This is a genomic window from Streptomyces griseus subsp. griseus, from assembly GCF_000720255.1.
Taxonomy (GTDB): domain Bacteria; phylum Actinomycetota; class Actinomycetes; order Streptomycetales; family Streptomycetaceae; genus Streptomyces; species Streptomyces griseus_I.
On the sequence record NZ_JOJE01000019.1, the window covers coordinates 100,955 to 120,464 of the forward strand.

The following is a 19,510-nucleotide window of genomic DNA, read 5'->3' on the forward strand; positions in this document are numbered from 1 at the left end:
TTTTGTACACACCGTGGGTCGCTTGCTCGTGGGCTCATCGGGTACAGCGATGGAATGAAGGAGACGTTCCCAGCCCCTGGAGTTTGCTGAAAGTGATGTGTTCGTGACTCGTCTCGGTGATCCCGGTGACGACCGGGTGAGGGGTTCGGGCGACGGCCCGGAGGCCGTCGCCGTGGATATCGCGGATGCCGTGGAGAGCCTGACGAACCTGTGGTCGCTGGCCGCCCAGCAGGCGACCCTGCGGTTGTCCCTGCACCAGTTGGGGGCGCTGCGCGCGGTGGAGTCGTCGCCGGGCCTGAATCTGACGGCCCTGGCCGAGCGGTTGGAGACCGGGCTGCCCACCGCCAGCCGGCTGTGCGACCGGCTGGAGGCGGCGGGTCTGCTGGAGCGCACGCTGCATCCCGAGCGGCGTCGCGAGGTACGCCTGGCCCTCACCCCGCACGGCCGCAACGTGCTCGGCGAAATCGCCGAGCGGCGCACGCAGGCGCTGGCGACGGCGCTGGCGGCGCTGGGGCCCGCCGAACGGGCGGCGCTGCGGCGCGGTCTGCGGGCGTTCGTCGCGGCTCAGGACGCCGGCACGCCACCGCCCGCCACGGGTGGTGGTGACATGGAGTGAGCGACCCCGGCCGGTTCGGGCACGGGGGTGGTGTGGCACAGCAGCAGGCAGACGTCGTCGTCCCGTTCTGAGCCGTGGAGCATGGGCGTGAGCAGGGACTCGGCGGAGGCGTCCAGATCCTGCTCCAGCTCCGCCGTGCCGAACCCGGCGAGGGTGCGGGCGAGTCGGTCGATCCCTGGGTCGATGCCCTCGGCCCGCCGCTCGACGAGGCCGTCGGTGTAGAGGGCGACGGTCGAGCCGGCCGGGAGGCGGAGGGCGTGGTCGTCGTAGGTGTACGGGACGGGAACTCCCAGCATGATGCCGGGCTTGGCGTCCAGGACCCGCACCGTGCCGTCCGGGGACCGCACGACCAGGGGCGGGTGCCCGGCGGCGGCCCACACGATCTCGGGGTCACCGGGCCGGAAGCGCACGATGACGGCGGTCGCGTACAGGTCGGGCTGCTGGTGGCAGAGCATGTGGTGCAGCCGGGTCAGGATCCGGCCGGGGCTGTCCCCTTCGACGGCGTACGCCCTCAGCGCGGTGCGCAGTTGGCCCATCATGACGGCCGCGCGCAGCCCGTGCCCCGTGACGTCCCCTATGACGGCGAGCAGGCTTCCGTCGGGCTGTTCGAAGGCGTCGTACCAGTCACCGCCGATGTTGAGGCCGCGGGTGGCGGGCAGGTAGCGGGCGGCCAGGAGCAGGCCCTGCGCGGTGGGCAGGTCGGTGAGCTGGGCGCGCTGGAGGGCTTCGGCGGTGTCCCGGTGCTGTTCGTAGCGGCGGGCGTTGTCGAGGGCGATGGCGGTGCGGCGGGCGAGTTCGATCAGCATGACGCAGGCGTCGGGATCGAACTGGGGGCCGGGCGCGGTCAGGGTGAGGACGCCCATCATCCGGTGGGCGGTGAGCGGGATGCACAGCAGCGGTCGCGCCGGGGACAGGACCGAGGCGGGCAGGTCGTCGACGCCTGGCAGGTCGCCGGGGTGGTCGGCGGCGTGCTGGGGGCGTCCGGTGCGGGCGGCGGTCACGGTGGCGGCCGGGCGGCCGCCATTTCCCGAGGTGGGCTCGTCGTCGAAGAGCCAGACGTCGACGTGGTCGGCGTACTCGGGGACGAGGAGCTCAGGGAGCCGGCGCAGGATGGTCTCGCGGTCGAGCGAGGCGGTGACGGCGGCGCTGGCGTTGGCGAGGAAGGTCAGCAGGCGCCGGGCGTTCTCGGCCTGGGCGCGGGCGGCCCGTTCGGCGTCGAGCAGTTCGCGCTGGGCCAGGGCCGCGGCGTCGAGTTCGGCGTGCAGCGCCAGGACGCCCTGGTTGGTCTGGTGCAGTTCGTCGCGGTGGAGCCGGAGCAGTCCCTCCGTCTCGTCCAGCTTGTCCAGTACGGCCGCGGTGTCCTCGTCGGCGGCCAGGACGCCGTCGGCGAGCTCCGTGCGGTCCCCTCCGGCGGTGGTCGGTGTCAGGGGCCGGGGGAAGGCGAGCGTGAACTCCCGGGGTGCCGTGCGCCGCTGGTGGCCGATCGGCCGCAGGGTGACGTTCAGCTGCCCGTGGGTGTTCACGGCGGGCTCTTCGGCGGTGAGGGTCAGTTCCCAGGCGCCGCCGTGGTCGAGACAGCGCCGCAGCCCGGCGGTGAGGGCGGTGAGGAAGCGGGCGCGTTCGAGCACCGGCGCGTCGGCGTCGGCCGTGAGCCGGGCGACGGTCGTCCGGGCCAGGGCCGCGTCGGCGGCCGAGCTGATCTTCCAGGTGTCAAGTGCGGCGGTCATGAGCACGGGTCCGGCGGTCGGGGGCGAGTACGGCCACGCTGGTGTCGTCGCGCAGGGGCCGGGCGGCGCTGCTTGCGTCCCGCAGGACGGCCGCGGCCACCACGGCGGGCGCGTGGGTGAGGAGGTCCGGTTCGTCGGGGGGCGTCCAGCGGCTGGGCAGCCCGTCGCTGTGCAGCACGAGCAGGGTGTCCGCTCGCCACGGCAGCTGCGTCACATGCACGGTGGCCGGGAAGTGCGCCCCGACGATCCCGGGGCGGGAGACGAGCGAACGCCAGCCGCCGTCGCCGTGCAGCCGCGCCCCGATGTTGCCGACCCCGGAGAAACAGAGCTGTTCGGCCGACATGTCGACCTGGGCCACGGCGACGGCCGCGCCCCGGGTGGGCCGCAGCGCGGTGTGCAGTCGGCGCAGGATGTCGGCGGGCGGCAGGTGTGCGGCACGGTGCAGCTCCCGCACGGCGGTGTCGGAGGCATGGGCGGCCTTGGCGCCGTGGCCGAGGCCGTCGGCGAGCATGAGGGTGACGAGGCTGTCGTAGCGCACCCAGCTCCAGCCGTCACCGGAGTACTCGTCCCGGGCGAGGGGGAGGTTGGCGCCGCCCGCCCGCGGGCCGTCCTGGTGGCGGTGGCGTGCCTGGGACCGGGCCGGTGGTTCGTGGTCGACGCGGGCCACCGCGACGGTCCCCCGGCCCCGGACACTGTGCAGGTCGAAGTCGTTCGCTATGCGCCGGCAGGTGCCCAGGCCCGCGCCGAGGGAGCCGTCGACGGTGCTGTGGCCGTCGCTCAGGGCCGCGGCGACGTCGGCGATTCCCGGGCCGTGGTCGAGGGAGAGGATCTGCACCGACGACCGGCGGGGGCCGGTGCCGGAGGCCGGGCCGTCGACGAGGTCGATCACGACCCGGCCGCCGTAGGCGTGTTTGACGAGGTTGGTCGCCAACTCGGTGCCCACCAGGGTGGCGACGTCCGCGCGGGACGGGTCGAGGCGGGCCCGGGCGCAGGCCGCCTCGACCGCCACGCGCACGTCGCGGACCCGCGTGGGGTCGTGCACCGGGATGTCCCACACACGGCTCATCGCGGCTCCTGGCGGGAGGCGGGCACCACGCCTGCCCAGGCGACGACGGTGACCGTGGTGCCCCGGCCGGGCTCGGTGTCGACGGCGAACTCCTGGACGAGCCGCTTGGCGCCGCTCAGTCCCAGGCCGAGGCCGCCGCCGGAGGTGTAGCCGTCGGTCATCGCCAGGTCGAGGTCGCGGATGCCGGGGCCGTCGTCGGTGAAGGACAGCCGCAGCCCGCGCCGTGGCCCGTGGCGCAGGGGGGTGATGTCCACCTGTCCACCGCCTCCGTGGACGAGGGTGTTGCGGGCCAGTTCGCTGGCCGCGGTGACCAGTTTGGTCTGCTGCACGAGGCTGAACCCGAGTTCGGCCGCGGCCTGTCGCACCTCCTGCCGGACCCACGCCAGATCGGCGTCGCTGCCGATCGGAAGGCTGGCCGTGGCGGCGGGGCGGGAGGCCGTCATCAAAGACCTCCCTCGGTGACGGTTGGGGCGGTCGGGGTGGTCGGGGCGGAGTCCTTGAGGAGTTCCAGCGCGCGCTCGACGTCCAGGGCGGTGACCAGTCCGGGCAGAGTGAGACCCAGTTCGACCAGGGTGATCGCCACGGCGGGCCGCATGCCGGCCAGCACGGTCCGCGCGGCCAGCAGGTCGGCGACGGAGGCGATTTCGGCGAGGACGCGGCCCAGGAACGAGTCGACGATCTCCACGCCGGAGATGTCGATCACCAGTCCGGTGACCCCGCTCTGCGCGATGCGCTCGGTGATGTCCTGTTGCAGTTGCTCGGCCATCCCGTCGTGCAACTCGCCCTGCAGGGTGACCAGCAGGACGTCCCCCAGCGTCAGGACCGGGACGGGGGTGCTTGAACCGAAGGGAGTGCTCACCGCAGGCCCGCACCCGTCGCCGGGCGGGGCGACACCTCGATGCCCTGCTGGCCGAGCGCGTACGCCAGGGCGTCGGACAGCGATGACCGTGTCAGTACGGAACTGAGGTCGATGCCGAGCTGGACGATGGTCTGCGCGATGGCGGGACGGATGCCGGAGACGATGCACTCGGCCCCCATGAGCCGGGCCGCGGCCACCGTCTTCATCAGGTGCTGGGCGACGAGCGAGTCGACCGTGGGCACTCCGGTGATGTCGAGGATGGCGTACCGGGCCCGTTCGGCGACGATCGCGTCCAGCAGGCTCTCCATCACCACCTGGCTGCGCGCGCTGTCGAGGGTGCCGATCAGCGGTACCGCGACGGTGCCCTCCCACAACTTGATGACCGGGGTGGCCACTTCGAGGAGTTGCTGCTGCTGCCGCTCGATCATCTCCTGTCCGGCGCTGAGTGTCGTCTCCATCACCACCAGGCGCAGGGTGCCCATCAGCAGGGTCAGCTCCAGCACGGCCTCCTGCGCCGCGGCCCCGAACGGGTCGGCGTACTCGGCGCGCAGCACCTCGGTGACCGTCGCGCGCAGTCCGGCGACCTCGTCGGAGATCTGGGAGGGGCTGGAGCCGGTGCGGGCGCGGGAGTCCGCCATCCCTCCCAACTGTTCGCGCACCAGGTCGAATCCGGGCGCGGAGACGTCCTCGGGTCGTCCGACGGCGGACACGTCGATCAGGGCGTCCACCACGGCCTTGCAGGCCTCCACCGCTTCGTCGCGGGAGACGGTGAAGACCGTGCGGAACAACGCCGCGTCCGCCCAGCGCTGGGCGATCTGCTCCCGGCGCCGCTCGAGGAAGGCGGCCACCTGCTGTTCCGTCGGCTCGTGGGCCGTGTCCTGTTCCGGCACCTGTTCCGTCTCCCTCCGCACTTGCCTACTTGCCACTTGCTGCGTGTTGCTCTTCTGTGTTCCTGAGGCCCAGCGTTCGACGGAACCTCAGGTAATTGTTGCCGTATGACAAACATTAACGCTCCGGCTCCGGGGCGAACAACACGTGATCGTCACCCCTGGTGAGACTTTTGCGAACGCCCCGGAGCAGGCTCGCGCGATGGTCGTCAAGGTTGACGCCCGTGCCAGTCGAGGCACAGCGTCAAGGCGTCGTCGTTCTGGACGGATCGGCCCCGGTGACCGGCGAGTTCCCGCAGGATGGCTCGCGGAACCTCGGCGGCGGGCAGCAGGCGGGTGGATGTGATCGCCCGCGCCAGGGCCTCGTCGCCGTAGGCCTCGCCGCCGGGGGAGGCGACCGAGTAGACGCCGTCGCTGACGAAGACGAGCCGGTCGCCGGACTCGGCCTGGAACTCCTGCACCGCGTAGTCGGTCTCCTCGAACATGCCCAACGGCAGCTGGGCCTCGAATGCGACGTGTTCCACCGTGCCGTGCCGCAGTCTCAACAGCTGCGGGGACCCGGCGTCCACCACCTGGGCCCGGCCCGTCGCGAGGTCGAAGTCGAGCATGAGGACGGAGAGATAGCACCGGCCGCGGTAGTGGGCGTAGATCGCCTGGTCGGCGAGGGCGGCCTGGTCGGCGAGGGGGATGCCCGCCCGGCGGGCGTTGCGCAGGGCGTTGATGGCGAGGTTCGTCAGCAGGGAGGCCTCTATGCCCTCCCCCATGCCGTTGGTCACATAGAGGGTGAGCCGGTCGGCCGTGGCCGACCAGTCGAAGTTGTCGCCGAAGATCGCGTACGCCGGCTCCAGCTGTGCGCCCAGTTCGAACTCGGGGCGGGTGCTGGAGCGGCCGGGCAGGAGTTGCCACTGCATCTCGGCGGCCAGCGTGAGCCGGTCCTTGCGGCGGGCCTGGAGGTAGACGTCGGTGTCGCGCTCGGCCACGAGCACCTCGTGGCCGAGGACCTCCGCGATCTCCGCCAGCTCGCCGACGCAGTCGCGCAGTTCACCCTCGGTGGGCAGGGTCACCGACAGCACGCCGAGCCGGTCGCCCCGCACGGTGACGGGCAGATGCGCGCGCACCCTTCCGTCCCGGAGGGGCTCCACGAACGGCTCCTGCGCGCCGAAGGCCCGGCCGGCCGGGCTGTTGTGCACGGACACCGGCTCCAGCGTGTGCGGCAGCACGGACACCGGCTGCAGCACCGTCAGACCGTAGTCGGCCATGTACAACTCGACGGAGTCCGCCGTGTACTGCTCGACCAGTACACGACGGACGGCGTCGAGCAACTCGTGGGGGGCCGCTGTACGCAGGGCGCGCTCAGCGGCGACGAATCTCTTCACGATGGGAGAAACACCAATCCTTCGCCGGACACCTACGGGCTCGCTCACAAAACAGAGCCTGTCGGCCGGACTCCCGGCCGTTCGGGCCATCTCGGTCGGGCTCGCGCGCCTAGTACGCTGGCGAGCGTCCCAGTGCCTGCGAGAGTGTGACAGTGACTACCTTCCGCCCCCGCCCGGAGCCAGACGAGGTCGCGCGTGTGACCTCCACCGCCGCGGAGCTGCTGGAAGTCCTGTGGGGCCGGGCCTCGACCGCGCCCGCGTCCGCGTCCCAGCTGCGCGTCCTGCTGATGCTGGAGCACCATGAGGGCGTCAACCTGCGCACCCTCGCCGCGTCGCTTGCCTCCACGCCCCCGTCGACCAGCCGACTGTGCGACCGGCTGCAAGCGGCGGGGTTCGTCGAGCGGGTGGTGAGCCCGAACGACAGGCGGGAGGTGCGCCTGTTCCTGAGCGGCCGGGGCCACACCTTCCTCGCCGACCTGCGCGAGCGCAGGGAGGCGGCGGTGCGGGCGGTGCTGGACCGGATGCCGGGAGCCAAGCGGACCGCGCTGTTGCAGGGCCTGGAGGCGTTCTGCGACGCGGCGGCGGCCCAGATACACGCCGACGACCTGGACTCGGGCAGCAGAACGGCCTGAGCGGTCCTTCGTCGCGCCGGGCCGGCGGGCACCTGTCGGTGTCGGCGGCCAGAGCACGGAGTGGCGTCCGTCCACCGGAACATACCTGCTCCTTCCCCGTGCACGTCCGTCACGGCTACTTTGTTGCCCCATGACCATAGTTGTCAAACGGCAACTGTCTTGTGAGCGACTGTTTCAGAAGCCGACTACCCCGAGTGGCCGCAACCCTGTATCGACTGTGGTGGACGTCTCGCCAGAGTGACGCGGACCGGTGACGAACAGAACAAAACGCCGAGACCCGCTCCCGGCGGACCCCTAGTCCTCGTGGCCCTCCGGGGGCAGCTGCGTACCGGCCCGGCAGCCGGTGAAGGACGCGTTGGGGCAGAAGGCGTCGAAGCCCATGCCGAAGCGGGCGAAGGCTCCCCAGGCGGCGGCGCGGGCGGCGCGGTACTCGTCCTCGGTGAGCCGGTTGCCCTCGAAGTCCCTCAGGGCGCGCAGGATCGCGTCGCGGGCGGTGAGGAAGGTCGGGTTCTTCGGGGTGAGCTTCAGTCCGTCGACGACGGCCTGCCAGGTGATCCGGTACCCCTCCTCCTTGCTGCCGAGGGCCGTGGCCATCCGGCGGGTCATCTCGATGAGAGCGGCGCTCCAGATCTCACCCACGTTGTGCATCTCCGTGTAGTCGAGATCGTCGGCGCGTTGCCCACGCCCGGTGCCGATGTCCCCGAACCCGCCCGGGTACTGCGCGTCGTACGGCCGCTGACGGATGCCGCGCGCGTTGTCGACCACCCAGTTGCCGATGACGGTGCGTTCCTCGTCCTGGGAACAGTTGCGGGTGGTGAGCGCGAAGAAGTCGGACCAGCCCTCGCCCATCGAGCGGGACTGGTTCTCGCGCAGCCCGTTGGCGTCGTGCAGGCCGCCGACGAGCCGGTTGGTCACACCGTGCGTGAACTCGTGGAAGACGACGTCGGCGTCGTTGGCCGTGTGGCGTCCGGTGCGGGGGACGAGCCCCATGTTCATCACCGCCGCCACGCCGTCGGCGCGGGTGGTCATGTTGGCGGTGCCCTCGACCGGCCCGGGATGGGCGAACGCCATGACCGGGTCGGCACCCCTGCCCAGGCCCGAGACGTTGGCGGTCTGGAAGTTGCCGTGTTCCTCGGTGAAGCCGAGGGTCACGAAGAAGTCGTGCATGTAGTTGCAGAAGAAGAAGATGTTCGTGACGAACTGCTCCGGCGTGTCGGGCTGCGGGGCGAACACCGCGTCGCCCCCGGCGGGGGGCCGCACCTCGAAGACCTGCTCGGTGCTCCCGTCGACGGCGCGCACGTTGTTGCCGACCGTCGCCACGTGCCCGTTCTCCTGGCTGGCCCAGGCGCTGGGGAACCCCGTCGACAGATCCGGCGGCGGCAGGGTCGGGTACTCGCTCAGCGGCAGCGGGAAGGGGACCTCGTCGAAGCCGCTCTCGGCCGGGTTGCGCCGGAAGACCCGTCCCGAGATGTGACCCGTCAGGTTCTGGAAGTACAGGATCTGGGGTGCCGCGGCGCCCTCGGCACGGTCGTCGGCCTCGACGAGCGCCTGGTACTGCACCGCCAGGTGCGCGCGGGAGAACTTGAACGCCCAGGCGAGCCGGACGACCGGCCCCAGGTTGAAGTACACCAGCCGGCCGGGGATCGCCTCGTCGAAGGGACCCTGCTCGAACGTCACCGGCTGGTCGTTGCGCGCCTGGTACGTGAGCCGGGTGAAGGCTGGGGGGACGTCCAGGGCGGGCAGTTCGTCGGCGCCGAACGGGCTCTCGACCGTGGCCGGCCGGGCGGCCTTCGCGGCGGCGACGGCCAGCGCCGTCTCGGCCGGCACCCGCGGCAGTGTGGGGACGTCGGCCGACACGCTCGCGGTGTCGCCGACGACCCGGTCCACCGTGCCGTCCTCGCGCAGCCACACCTTCGGGGCCATGCCCCACACCTCGATGCCGTTGAGGGTCTGCTGGAGACTGACCACGCGCATCCCCGAGCTGGTGACCGTCACCTTCGGATCGGCGACGAACTCGGCGGGTTCGCCGGCGGCGAAGCCGATGGCTCCGGCGACCGAGGAGAGGTACTCCTTGGCCCGGGCGATGTAGTCGCCGTCGGTGACGTCCGTGCCCACCCGGTCGGCGAGGGCGGCCGGCGCGCCCTCCACGCGCAGCTCGGTGAGATGTCCCGTGAAGCGGTTCAGCTTGTTGCTCTCGGCGATGAGGGTGTGGTTCACCGATTCCGCCACCCGGTCGGTCTCCTGGAGGAACGCGGCGGCGCCCTCGGACTCGGCCAGCCGGTCGTACTCGAGGTCGCGTTGGTCGATCAAGTGAGTCATGACGGATGCTCCTGCCGCGGGCCGGGCCCGTTGTCGGCGGTCGTTCGGGTTGCGGGCCCGCGAGCGTCAGGGCGGTCGCACCTACGACGGGGCCGTCCGCGCCCGCGCGCTGTCGACGTCGCCCGCGCCGGAACGTGCTGCCGAGCATGCCCTGTTGCCTGCCTCCGCACCTGGCCGTGCGAGCCGATCTCGACCCTTCCATGGTCCGTCCGGAGGCCGGGTGCCGCATCCCGGCGAATCTGTTGAACGTCCGATTTATTGAAAACATAACTTCTGGTAATTTTAGGAGTCTTGCATGTTTTTGTCCGATCTGGTGAACCCGGTTGTGGAGGTTGTCGAGCTACACCCGAAGTGAAGGAGATGGTGGTATGTCCTCCACCGAGCATGTGGTCGAAGAGCTCGCCCCCCTCGCGGACCTCGACATCGAGGCGGCACTCGACCCCGCCGAGCCCGACGGTGTCTACCGCGACAGCAGGGAATGCGCCGCCCTGGCGATCATCGCCGGAGGTGGGGCTGTGCTGCTCGCGCCGCCGACCCCCCGCCCGAAGAAGGGCTGAGGTACATCGAATGGAGCAGTCAGGCACTTCGCCCCTCTTGCTGGGCACGGTGCAGGACGTCGCTTCCGGCGTGGTCTCCGCCCTTCGGGGCGGAGACCACGCTCGAGTGGCGGACCTGGCGGCCGTGGACGGCGGTGCGCACAGCCTCGTCACCGCGGCCGTACGCGTGGTGGGAGCCGACCTGCTGCTGCCGGACGTCCTGCGCGGCACCCCGCCCGACGACGCCGAACTCGCCCTGTTCACCAAGGCCGTGCAGGCCTATCCGCCCCGCCGCGACACCAAACCCACCGTCGCCTGGAGCCACTGGGCCATGCGTCGGACGCTGCGGCGTCTTGACGCGCCCGCTCCCGGCCGGCCCGTCGGGGAGCCGGACGGCTCCTGGCTGATCGAGGCGGACTGGCAGTTCCTGACGCAGCAACTCGCGGTGCTGGCCGCACTCGCCCTGCCCACGCAGGACAGCACCGTCTTCCGCGTGGCCCGGAGCCGGCCGGTCGACGTGGCCCGGGGCTTCGTGCGGGCGGTACGCCGCAGGGACTGGCAGCAGGCGGCCGGAGCCGGACGCTGGCTGACCCTGCTGCCCGGTGTGCCGGACACCCTGGGGCTGGAGGCGGGGCTCGACTTCGTGGAGCTGATGGGCGGCGACGACCCCCGCGTCGCACTCCAAGTGGAGGCGGCACGCCGGATGCGGGCAGGAGCGTTCGTGTGACGGCGGCGTACGTCCAGGAGCTCAGGAAGGTGGAGGAAGCGGCCTTCACCTGGGTCGCGGCCCACCGCGACGACTTCGCCCTGGGCGACGACGCGCTGGCTGCCGAGGGCCATGTGAACGGCAGTTGGAAGCCTCTCGGGGAACTCGTCCGGGTGTGCGCGAGCGTCGCGCGCCGCACCGCACCCACCGAGCCGCTGCACGGATACGCGTGCGACCTGCTGGCCTACGCCTGGCGGCAGACCCGTCAGGGCGAGTTGTTCGTCCGGTTGCAGCGGTGCGAGCCGTTCGCCACGTATCCGCTGGAGGTCTACGCCGCCTTCGCCGCCGTTGGCATGCGGCACGCCGGCTACGAGGCCGCCGCCGCGACGGTGGCCCGTACCCGCGGCTGGCAGCTCACCGAACAGGTCCCGACCCGGCGGCTCGGCGTGCTCGACGCCGAGCGGCGCACCGGCATCCGCCCGCAGGACGAGACCTCGCCCGCGCTGGGACGCACCTGGCCGGCCGGGCTGCCGGAGCCGTGGACCTTCGAGCGGCCCTCCGGCTACGCGCTCACGCACGTGGTGTTCCACCTCACCGACTGGGGTCGCGACACGGACGGTGTGCCGACGGACCTCGCGGCCTATCTGACGGACTGGCTGCCGCCCTGGCTGGACACCTGCCTGGACGCCGGGATGTGGGACCTGAGCTGCGAACTGCTCGCTGTGGCGGCCAGTCTGCCCGACCCGCCCGAACCCGCCGCGCTGCGGGAGGCCTGGGCACGGATCTCGGCGGCACAGCAGGCCACGGGGGCGCTGCCCGAGGAGCGGGGGGCCGCGGACCAGGACGTCCGGCGTGACTTCACCCACTGCTACCACTCCACGCTGATGGCCGCGTTCGCGGCGGCGCTGACACTCCGCCGCCTCGACGGGGCAGGCGACGGTGAGGGAGACGGGCGGAGCACGGGACGGCAGCACACCAGGGGCACCCGGATGCGGTACGGCACACCGGACCTGCGGATGCCGTACGACGGACAAGGAGCACGCGGATGACCGACACCCGACTCATCCACACCGTCGGTGTCCACGCCCTGGAGTGGCTGTGGTCCCATCGCGACGGGTTCCGTCTGGAGCCGGATGCCGACCCCGAGGTGGGTCTCCTGGAGCGCTTCAAACCGGTCGGTGAACTGGCCCTGGTCTGCGAGGTGTTGTTCCGTGAGGGCGTGGCGGGGGCCCGGCAGGCCCAGCTGGCGCGGCAACTGATCGACCATGTGTGGCGGGAGACGCTGGACGGCGGCCGCATGCTGGTGCGCGGACAGCGCACCGAGCCGCTCTCCCCCATCCCGTTCGAGGTGTACCTGCCGTTCCGGGAACTGGGGTACGACCAGCCGGAGGTGGAGCGGGCCGCGCGCCTCAACCACCGGCTCGACAGCTGGTCGGCCTTCGAGGGGACCCCGACCCGGCGGCTGGGCCTGTCCGCGTTCCAGCGCCGCTTCGGGCTGACCCCCCGCCCGCCCGAGGCCGACGCTCTCGCCCGAACCTGGCTGGCGCGCACCCCCGAGCCCTGGACGGTGGAGGGGCACATCGCCTACGCCGTCACCCATACCGTCTTCCACCTCACCGACTGGGGGGAGAACCCGGACGGCCTGCCGCCCCACCTCGCCGACTATCTCGCCCTGTGGCTGCCGGTCTGGATCGACGACTGGCTGGACCTCCAGCGTTGGGACCTGCTCGGCGAACTGCTCGTCGTGGACGCCTGTCTGCCCCGGCCCACGCTCGACGAGCGGGCCTGGACGGCATTCGCGGCCGCGCAACAGGCCGACGGCGCGATGCCCGCGGTGCACGCGATGCCCGAGGGCGATCCGGGCGAAGTGTTCGACATCGTCTACCACTCGACGCTGGTCGCCGCGTTCGCCTCCGTACTGGCCTCCTCCCGCGCCCTGACCGAGCTGGCGCACGCCACGCCGTCATGACGGGCCGGCTCACGCCCTGGCCGGGCACGGTCGTGGACGACCCGCACGCGTCCGGCGGGCGGGCGACGGCGGCCGTGACGGCCACGGACCTGGACGGCGCGGCCCTGGGACGGCGACTGGAGCAGGCCGTCGAGGCCGCCGACGCGCCCGACGTCGTCTTCGCCGTCTCCCGGTGCGGCCGGCGCACCATCCGCTCCGGCGGCACCGCGCCCCCGCCCCCGGTGCCCCGCCCCGAGCTGCGTTACGAGCTGGGGTCCGCCTCCAAGACGTTCACCGGGCTGCTGCTCGCCCGGCTGATCCAGCGGGGTCTGCTGTCCGGGGGTGAGCCGGCCGTCGCCTGTCTCGCTCCGGGCCGGGCGACCGGGCCGGACCCGGTGACGCTGGCGCATCTCGTCACCCACACCTCCGGGCTGCCCTCGCTGCCGCGCGACTTCTTCGTCCGGTCCCTTCCCGTCCGGCGCACCAACCCCTACGCCCGCTACCCGGCCCCCTGCGTGATCGACGCCTTCCTGCGCCACCGGCCACGGCACCGGCCCGGTACACGCTGGCACTACTCCAACTTCGGTGTCGCGGTGCTCGGACACGCCATCGCGGCGGCCACCGGAACGGGCTGGGACGAACTGCTGGCCTCGCATCTCCTGCGTCCTCTCGCCCTGAGCGAGACCGGCACCCGGGCACAGGGCCCCGGTGTGGACGCCATGGGCCACAGCAAGGACGGCCGCGCCCCCGTCCCCGCCTTCGACGCCGGTGGCTTCCCGGCGGCGGGTGCCGTGCGCGCCACGCCGCACGACGCGCTCACCTTCCTCGAAGCGCACCTGGACCCGCCCGGCGGTCCGCTCGCCGACGCGCTGCTGTCGGTACGCACCCCGGTTCTGCGGCGGGGTCCGGGGCACCGTCATGTGCACACGGTCACCTGGTTCCGTCACCCCACCGGTCGTGGCCCCATGTACTTCCACGGCGGGGCGACCCTGGGTCAGCAGGCGTTCCTGGGCTTCCTGCCGGACACCGGCACGGCTGTGGTGGCGCTGTGCACCCGCCGCTTCCGTGCCGCCGACCCGTTCGTGGCGACGGCCTACTCACTCCTCGCCGAGGGCGCCGAGGAAGAGTAGGCCGTCGCGAGCGTCACACGCGCTGCCAGAGTGCCGGGGTGCCCTCCGGCGACCAGACGTCCTGCGCCTGGTGGGACTGCAGGCACTGGTAGCGGACACCCGCACGGGTCACGGTGTCGCCCACGCCGTAGACGCGGCCCGGGGCCCAGGAGTCCTTCGTGCCGTCCTGCCCGGGCGGGAGCGTGCCGGACGGACTGGAGGCCGTCTTGAGGGTGAGGCCGAACTCGCTGAGCAGCGGGTTGATGGGCTGGTAGAACGTGGTGCCGCCGCTGGTGCAGTCGCCCGAGCCACCGGAGGTGACGCCCTGCCCCTGGGCGCCGGCCAGGTAGGGGCCTCCGGAGTCGCCGGGTTCGGCGCACACGGTGGTCCTGGTCAGGCCGTTGACGGTGCCCTCGGCGTATCTGACGCTGGTGTCGTGCTGCTGGATCGTTCCGCAGTGCCATCCGGTGGTCGAGCCGGAGCGGCACACCGACACCCCCACGAGCGCCTGCACCGAGCCGGCGACCTGTACCTTCCGGCTGCCCTCGCCCCGGACGTCGGGAGTGGCCGTCCAGTCGCCGTTGACGCCCACCCAGGACATGTCCTTGCCGGGGAAAATGGAGGCCTGGAAGGTTCCCTGGTCGGCCCTGTTGACGCCGGTGGTCCTGGCCCCGGGCTCGCCGCAGTGGCCCGCGCTGGCGAAGCCCTGCTGCTGGTCCTTGGTGACGGAGAAGCCCACGGAACAGCGGGCGGTGTCGTCGATGTAGTAGGCGTCGCCGCCGACGATGTCGGTCATGACGCGCGGCCGGTCGGCCGACACCCGGACGGTCACGTCCTGGCCCTCGACGCCGGCCGCCTTGATGAAGGCGTTCGCGGCCGACCGGTTCGTCGCCTGGACCACGACCCGGTTTCCGCGGACGTCGACGTACCAGACCGGCGTGTCGGTGGTTCGGGCGCGCTGTGCGGCCCGGTCCAGCTTCTTCTTCAGGGTGCGCAGATCGGCCAGTGCCGTTCTGACGACCTTGGCCTTGGCTCCCTGGGCCCGGATGACGGCTGTGTCCTCGGCGTCGGTGGTGGCGACGGTGAGGTCGGCGGCGGTCGCACCGCTCACCCAGGCTCCGGCGAAGCGTTCGCCCAGCGCGTTGTGGAGGCGGCCCGCGCGGGTGCCGGCCTCCGCCTCGTTGACCAGCCGCGCGGACGCCTGCTCCGGCGTCAGCCGCAGGTCGCGCTCCAGGGCGCGCAGCAACTCCTGTGACGGCCGGTCGGCGCCGAGGGTCTGCGCGGCGGAGGGCAGGGGGCCGCCGGCGGGCGGCGGCTCGGCCGAGGCGGCGGAGGGGAGTGCGGTGAGGGCCAGGGCGCTCAGGACGGTCAGGGCGGCGCGGAGCCCGCCGGCGACATGTCTGCCGACCATACGGTGTCCTTCCTTCGTGCGGACAGTGCGAGTACGGATGAGACGTGGCGAGGCCTTGCCCGAGCCGCCCGAAGAGATGTCAGGGCGTCGGCTGTTTCGCGCTTTGGAGGACGCGCGGGGTGCCATGTGCAGTACACGGACGGATCGCCGCGGCCGCCGGTCGTACCACGGGCCGGCCTCAAACCGGTTGCAGGCCGGGCGCGCCCGCTTCGGTGACGAAGGATCCGGCGGTTGTCAGGGCCGCGCCGGGCGTGGTCACTGCGGAGACGGTCTTGAAGTCGGCCCGGGCCGCCTGGCGTCCCAGTTCGAGACGGACGTAACCGCGCCGGCCGTCGTAGAACTTCAGGTGGGGATTGGCCGTCATGTACGTGTTCCAGTTCGGGGGCTTCGCCGTGCCGTCCTTGCCGCTGGCGATCGAGGTGCAGGTGAACTCCGTGCCGAGGGTCCGGGAGGCCGGGTCGTCGAAGTCGTCCTTGATGTCGAAGGCGTAGCCCACATGGACGTCGCCGGTGAGGACGAGCCAGTTGGCGATGCCGGCCGACCTGGCGCCGGTGACGATGCGGTCGCGTGAGGCGCGGTAGCCGTCCCAGGCGTCCATGGAGACCCTGGACGGCTCCGTCAGGTCGAACTTCCGCTGCGAGAAGCACACCTGCTGCGGCATCACGTTCCACAGGGCGGTCGAGGCCCGCCACCCGTCGATCAGCCAGCGCTCCTGCTCGGCGCCGGTGAGGGTGCGTGCCGGGTCGTCGGACTCGGGTCCAGGGGCGTGGGGCTTGTCGCCGTAGGCCTGGTCGGAGCGGTACTGACGGGTGTCGAGGATGTCGAACTGGGCGAGGGTTCCCCACTGGAGGCGGCGGTACAGGCGCATGTCGGGGCCCTGGGGCTGCTGTCCGGAGCGCAGCGGCTGGTTTTCCCAGTAGGCGCGGTAGGCGGCCGCGCGCCGCGCCAGGAACTGCTCGGGCGGGACGTCGCTCTCGGGGACGCCGCCGGCGTAGTTGTTCTCCGTCTCGTGGTCGTCCCAGGTGACGACGAAGGGGTGCGCGGCGTGGGCGGCCCGCAGGTCGGGATCGCTCTTGTAGAGGGAGTAGCGCAGCCGGTAGTCCGCGAGGGTCGTCGTCTCGTGGTTGAAGACGTCGGGGAGCTGGGCGCCGGCGGTGTAGCGGCGTTCTCCCCCGGCCGCGTTCACGGGGTACTCGTAGAGGTAGTCGCCGAGGTGGAGGACGAGGTCCACGTCGTCCTCGGCGAGGTGGCGGTACGCGGTGTAGTAGCCGTCGTGGTAGGCCTGGCAGGCCACGGCCGCCAGCCGGAGGGCCGAGGCGTCGAGGCCCTGGCCGGGTGCGGTGCGGGTGCGGCCCGTCGGGCTGATCCAGGTGCCGGCCCGGAAGCGGTAGTAGTAGACGGTGCCGGAGAGCAGGCCCTCGACGTCGACGTGCACGCTGTGGCCGTACTCGGCGTGGGCCAGGGCCGTGCCCTGCTTGACGACGATGGCGAAGTACTCGTCGACGGCCACCTCCCACCGCACGGCCACCCGCTGATCGCCGAGTCCACCGTCCGGTTCGAACGGGGCGGGGGCCAGCCGGGTCCACAGCACCACCGAGTCCGGGAGGGGGTCTCCGGAGGCGATCCCGAGGGTGAAGGGGTCGTCGGGGATGCGGGCCGCGTCGATCTCGGGGGCGGCCGACGCGCCCCGGGCCGGCCGGTTGGTGGTGAAGGCGAGGGCCGCGGCCGCCGCGGCCACGGTGAGGAAGCGGCGGCGGTCGACGTGCCGGGCGGCGGCGCGCAGGACGGTGTCGTGCGGGGAGAAGGGGTGCTGACTCGGCAGGCGGGGACGGCCCGTTCGCACGATCTGACGTCCTCTCATACGGGGCGCGGACCCCGCATGGTAATCAGACGAAACGCCCGATATCCGGGAGGACGTGCGGTGCGGTCACACGACAGGCGGCGCGCCCGGGGGGACGCGCCGCCTGAGGTGTGATGTCAGCTGAGGGGGCTCACCTCCGGCCCATTCCGTACCGCCCCGTCCTGTCGTAGCCGGTCTCGGACCGCTCCGCCATGGCACCGGCGCTGGCGGCCATGCCCAGCAGCAGGGCCACGGCACCGACGATGACGTTGTTGACGATGCTCCTGGTCGTGCTGACGTCGCCCGCGATGACCCAGGGCGCGATGATGGTCCACACGCCGAGCGCGCAGGCGGCCCACGCCATGCTGTGGGTCCGCTCGTAGGCACGGCCGAAGCCGCCGCTCATCAGCAGTGCGTAGGCGATGCCGATGATCAGGTTGTTGACCGCCAGCGTGGACAGGTTGTTGAACCCCGCGATCCACGGCGAGGCCGCCAGATACAGGCCCGTGAGGAAGGCGAGGGTCTCGACTCCCTGGGCCATCGGGGTAGTGGTGGCTCGTTCCGCCATCTCGTGGCGGTTGCGCATGGCGACTATGTCGGGATGAGTCTCCATGTCCGGCCTGGGAGACGTTGCCACTCCCATCACCTCCGGAAGTTCTGTTGCTCGTGCGTCTGGCCACGAGTACCCCCCACGCCGGGATAAACCACGCATAAAGTCGGCTCCTCCTGTGGTGGAGGAAGGACGTCACGCTCCGCGTTCACCCGATCGCGGGCGTTCCTTGTCACCCGGGCACGAAGGTCCGCCCCGGAGGACTCACCTCGCGCAAACAGAGCCGCGATCCGTGAGGTTTCCCGCCCGGTCGCTGCCATATTCGAAAGCCACTTCGGAGGTGGCTGTGACGCGAGAGGCGACTACATCCCAGGCGAGGGACACGGCGACGCGCGAGCCCGACCGCACCGCCGAACGCATCGCCGACCTGGAACGCCGCAGGACAGGGGCGATGACCCCGGGCGGGACGAGAAGGCGGGGCGAGTTCGGCGCGCGGGAGCGCATCGAGCGGCTGCTGGACCCGGGCTCCTTCGCCGAGACCGGACTGTTCGTGCGGGCCCGGCCCCTCGGAGACGGCGCCCGTCGGCCGTACGGGGACGGGGTCGTCACCGGGCACGGCACGGTCGACGGGCGTCCGGTGTGCGTCTTCGCCCAGGACTCCACCGTCTTCGGCGGCAGCATGGGCGAGGCCTTCGGGGAGAAGACGATCGCCCTGATGGACCTCGCCCTCAAGACGGGCTGCCCGGTCATCGGGCTGAACGACGGCGGCGGCGCCCGTATCCAGGAGGGCGTCGCCTCGCTCGCCCTGTACGCGGAGCTGGTGCGCCGCAACGTGCAGGCGTCCGGAGTGGTCCCGCAGATCTCCGTCGTCCTGGGGCCGTGCGCCGGCGGGGCCGCCTACTCGCCCGCCATCACCGACTTCACGGTCATGGTGGACGGCGCCTCGCACATGTTCGTCACCGGCCCCGACGTGATCGAGGCCGTCACCGGCGAGCGCACCACCGCCGAGGAGCTGGGCGGCGCCCGCGCCAGCAACGCCGTCAACGGCAACGCCCACTTCCTCGCCGCCGACGAGGAGGACGCCCTCGACACCGTGCGCGACCTGCTCGCCTACCTGCCGGGCAACAACCTCGAACGGCCTCCGGAGTACGCACCCGGTCCGGCGCCCGCCGGGGACCGGCTCGACCACATCGTCCCGGACCGGCTGGGGCAGGCCTACGACATGCGCGACATCCTCTGCTCGGTCGTCGACGACGGCGAACTGCTGGAGGTGCAGGCACTGTTCGCGCCGAACATCATCTGCGCCCTGGCCCGCGTCGAGGGCCGTTCCGTCGGTGTCGTCGCCAACCAGCCGCTGCACTCCGCCGGCGTCCTCGACATCGACGCCTCCGAGAAGGCCGCGCGCTTCGTACGGTTCTGCGACGCGTTCGGGATCCCCCTGCTGACCTTCGCCGACGTGCCGGGCTACCTCTCCGGCGTCCGCCAGGAGCAGGCCGGCATCATCCGGCGCGGGGCGAAGCTGCTGTACGCCTACGCCGAGGCGACCGTCCCCAAGGTCACCGTGGTGGTGCGCAAGGCGTACGGGGGCGGCTACGCGGTGATGGGCTCCAAGCACCTGGGCGCCGACATCAACCTGGCCTGGCCCACCGCCCGCATCGCCGTGATGGGCGCCGAGGGGGCGGTGGGGGTCCTGCACCGGCGCGAGCTGGCCGCCGCCGCCGACCCCGAGGCGCTGCGGGCCCGCCTCGTCGCCGCGTACGAGAGCACCTACGGCACCCCCTACACCGCCGCCGAACGCGGGTACGTCGACGACGTCATCGCTCCCCGCGACACCCGCGCCCACGTCTGCCGCGCCCTGCGCGCGCTGCGCGGCAAACGCGCGCCGATGCCGCAGCGGAGGCACGGCAACATCCCGCTCTGACCCCGCT

At 72.1% G+C, this 19,510-nt stretch carries 18 protein-coding genes; 8 read left to right on the top strand and 10 right to left on the bottom strand.

Annotation, left to right across the window (positions count from 1 at the left end; translation table 11 throughout):
- Positions 1-103 precede the first annotated feature (103 nt).
- On the top strand, positions 104-616 hold the full coding sequence (locus IG99_RS25210; RefSeq protein WP_037677513.1) for a MarR family winged helix-turn-helix transcriptional regulator: 513 nt from the start codon (positions 104-106) through the stop codon (positions 614-616).
- On the opposite strand, the gene IG99_RS25215 is transcribed toward IG99_RS25210, so the two are convergent.
- The 6 genes from IG99_RS25215 to IG99_RS25240 all read right to left on the bottom strand — a co-directional run bounded on the left by IG99_RS25215 (position 565) and on the right by IG99_RS25240 (position 6,531).
- A complete protein-coding gene (locus IG99_RS25215; protein WP_051865869.1) occupies positions 565-2,343 on the bottom strand; it encodes a PP2C family protein-serine/threonine phosphatase in 1,779 nt (592 codons plus the stop codon). The two genes, IG99_RS25210 and IG99_RS25215, sit on opposite strands and share 52 nt — an antisense overlap.
- Positions 2,327-3,409, bottom strand: a complete 1,083-nt coding sequence (locus IG99_RS25220; protein ID WP_037677419.1) for an ATP-binding SpoIIE family protein phosphatase — start codon at positions 3,407-3,409, stop codon at positions 2,327-2,329. Before IG99_RS25220 ends, IG99_RS25215 begins: the two co-directional genes overlap by 17 nt.
- Entirely contained in the window at positions 3,406-3,852 is a 447-nt protein-coding gene (locus tag IG99_RS25225) for an anti-sigma regulatory factor (RefSeq protein ID WP_037677421.1), read from the bottom strand. Before IG99_RS25225 ends, IG99_RS25220 begins: the two co-directional genes overlap by 4 nt.
- Complete coding sequence (locus IG99_RS25230) at positions 3,852-4,268, bottom strand: STAS domain-containing protein (protein WP_037677423.1); 417 nt, start codon at positions 4,266-4,268, stop codon at positions 3,852-3,854. The genes IG99_RS25225 and IG99_RS25230 overlap by 1 nt, the downstream gene beginning before the upstream one ends.
- Positions 4,265-5,158 (bottom strand): STAS domain-containing protein, encoded by an 894-nt coding sequence (locus IG99_RS25235; protein ID WP_037677424.1) that lies wholly within the window; start codon positions 5,156-5,158, stop codon positions 4,265-4,267. Before IG99_RS25235 ends, IG99_RS25230 begins: the two co-directional genes overlap by 4 nt.
- Before the next feature lie 206 nt (positions 5,159-5,364).
- Complete coding sequence (locus IG99_RS25240) at positions 5,365-6,531, bottom strand: PP2C family protein-serine/threonine phosphatase (RefSeq protein WP_037677426.1); 1,167 nt, start codon at positions 6,529-6,531, stop codon at positions 5,365-5,367.
- Between the two features lie 146 nt (positions 6,532-6,677).
- On the opposite strand from IG99_RS25240, the gene IG99_RS25245 reads away from it, so the two are divergent.
- Positions 6,678-7,163 (top strand): MarR family winged helix-turn-helix transcriptional regulator, encoded by a 486-nt coding sequence (locus tag IG99_RS25245; RefSeq protein ID WP_199815592.1) that lies wholly within the window; start codon positions 6,678-6,680, stop codon positions 7,161-7,163.
- 294 nt (positions 7,164-7,457) lie between these two features.
- Here IG99_RS25245 and IG99_RS25250 read toward each other — a convergent pair whose 3' ends face one another.
- The gene (locus tag IG99_RS25250) at positions 7,458-9,482 is read right to left on the bottom strand and encodes a M36 family metallopeptidase (protein WP_037677430.1); all 2,025 of its coding nucleotides are present in this window, start codon (positions 9,480-9,482) and stop codon (positions 7,458-7,460) included.
- Between the two features lie 368 nt (positions 9,483-9,850).
- Between IG99_RS25250 and IG99_RS25255 the strand changes: the two genes are divergently transcribed.
- Genes IG99_RS25255 through IG99_RS25275 form a run of 5 tightly spaced genes read left to right on the top strand, consistent with a single transcriptional unit; the run spans position 9,851 to position 13,802 of the window.
- The gene (locus IG99_RS25255) at positions 9,851-10,039 is read left to right on the top strand and encodes a hypothetical protein (RefSeq protein WP_037677433.1); all 189 of its coding nucleotides are present in this window, start codon (positions 9,851-9,853) and stop codon (positions 10,037-10,039) included.
- A 10-nt stretch (positions 10,040-10,049) separates the two neighbouring features.
- Positions 10,050-10,745 (top strand): hypothetical protein, encoded by a 696-nt coding sequence (locus IG99_RS25260; RefSeq protein ID WP_037677435.1) that lies wholly within the window; start codon positions 10,050-10,052, stop codon positions 10,743-10,745.
- Entirely contained in the window at positions 10,742-11,773 is a 1,032-nt protein-coding gene (locus IG99_RS25265; protein WP_234311949.1) for a DUF6895 family protein, read from the top strand. Before IG99_RS25260 ends, IG99_RS25265 begins: the two co-directional genes overlap by 4 nt.
- Entirely contained in the window at positions 11,770-12,693 is a 924-nt protein-coding gene (locus IG99_RS25270; RefSeq protein ID WP_037677437.1) for a DUF6895 family protein, read from the top strand. The genes IG99_RS25265 and IG99_RS25270 overlap by 4 nt, the downstream gene beginning before the upstream one ends.
- Positions 12,690-13,802: a serine hydrolase domain-containing protein gene (locus tag IG99_RS25275; RefSeq protein WP_037677439.1), complete on the top strand. Its 1,113-nt coding sequence runs from the start codon at positions 12,690-12,692 to the stop codon at positions 13,800-13,802. Before IG99_RS25270 ends, IG99_RS25275 begins: the two co-directional genes overlap by 4 nt.
- Positions 13,803-13,815: 13 nt before the next feature.
- On the opposite strand, the gene IG99_RS25280 is transcribed toward IG99_RS25275, so the two are convergent.
- From IG99_RS25280 to IG99_RS25290, 3 genes are all read right to left on the bottom strand, one after another.
- Positions 13,816-15,192, bottom strand: a complete 1,377-nt coding sequence (locus tag IG99_RS25280; RefSeq protein ID WP_037677441.1) for an alpha-lytic protease prodomain-containing protein — start codon at positions 15,190-15,192, stop codon at positions 13,816-13,818.
- A gap of 178 nt (positions 15,193-15,370) precedes the next feature.
- Positions 15,371-17,038, bottom strand: coding sequence for an alkaline phosphatase D family protein (locus IG99_RS25285; RefSeq protein ID WP_107056022.1), 1,668 nt, complete (start codon positions 17,036-17,038; stop codon positions 15,371-15,373).
- A 145-nt stretch (positions 17,039-17,183) separates the two neighbouring features.
- Positions 17,184-17,645: an SPW repeat protein gene (locus tag IG99_RS25290; RefSeq protein WP_037677444.1), complete on the bottom strand. Its 462-nt coding sequence runs from the start codon at positions 17,643-17,645 to the stop codon at positions 17,184-17,186.
- Positions 17,646-18,033: 388 nt separating this feature from the next.
- Here IG99_RS25290 and IG99_RS25295 point away from each other — a divergent pair, with 388 nt between their 5' ends.
- The gene (locus IG99_RS25295; protein ID WP_078947894.1) at positions 18,034-19,503 is read left to right on the top strand and encodes an acyl-CoA carboxylase subunit beta; all 1,470 of its coding nucleotides are present in this window, start codon (positions 18,034-18,036) and stop codon (positions 19,501-19,503) included.
- Positions 19,504-19,510: the final 7 nt, after the last annotated feature.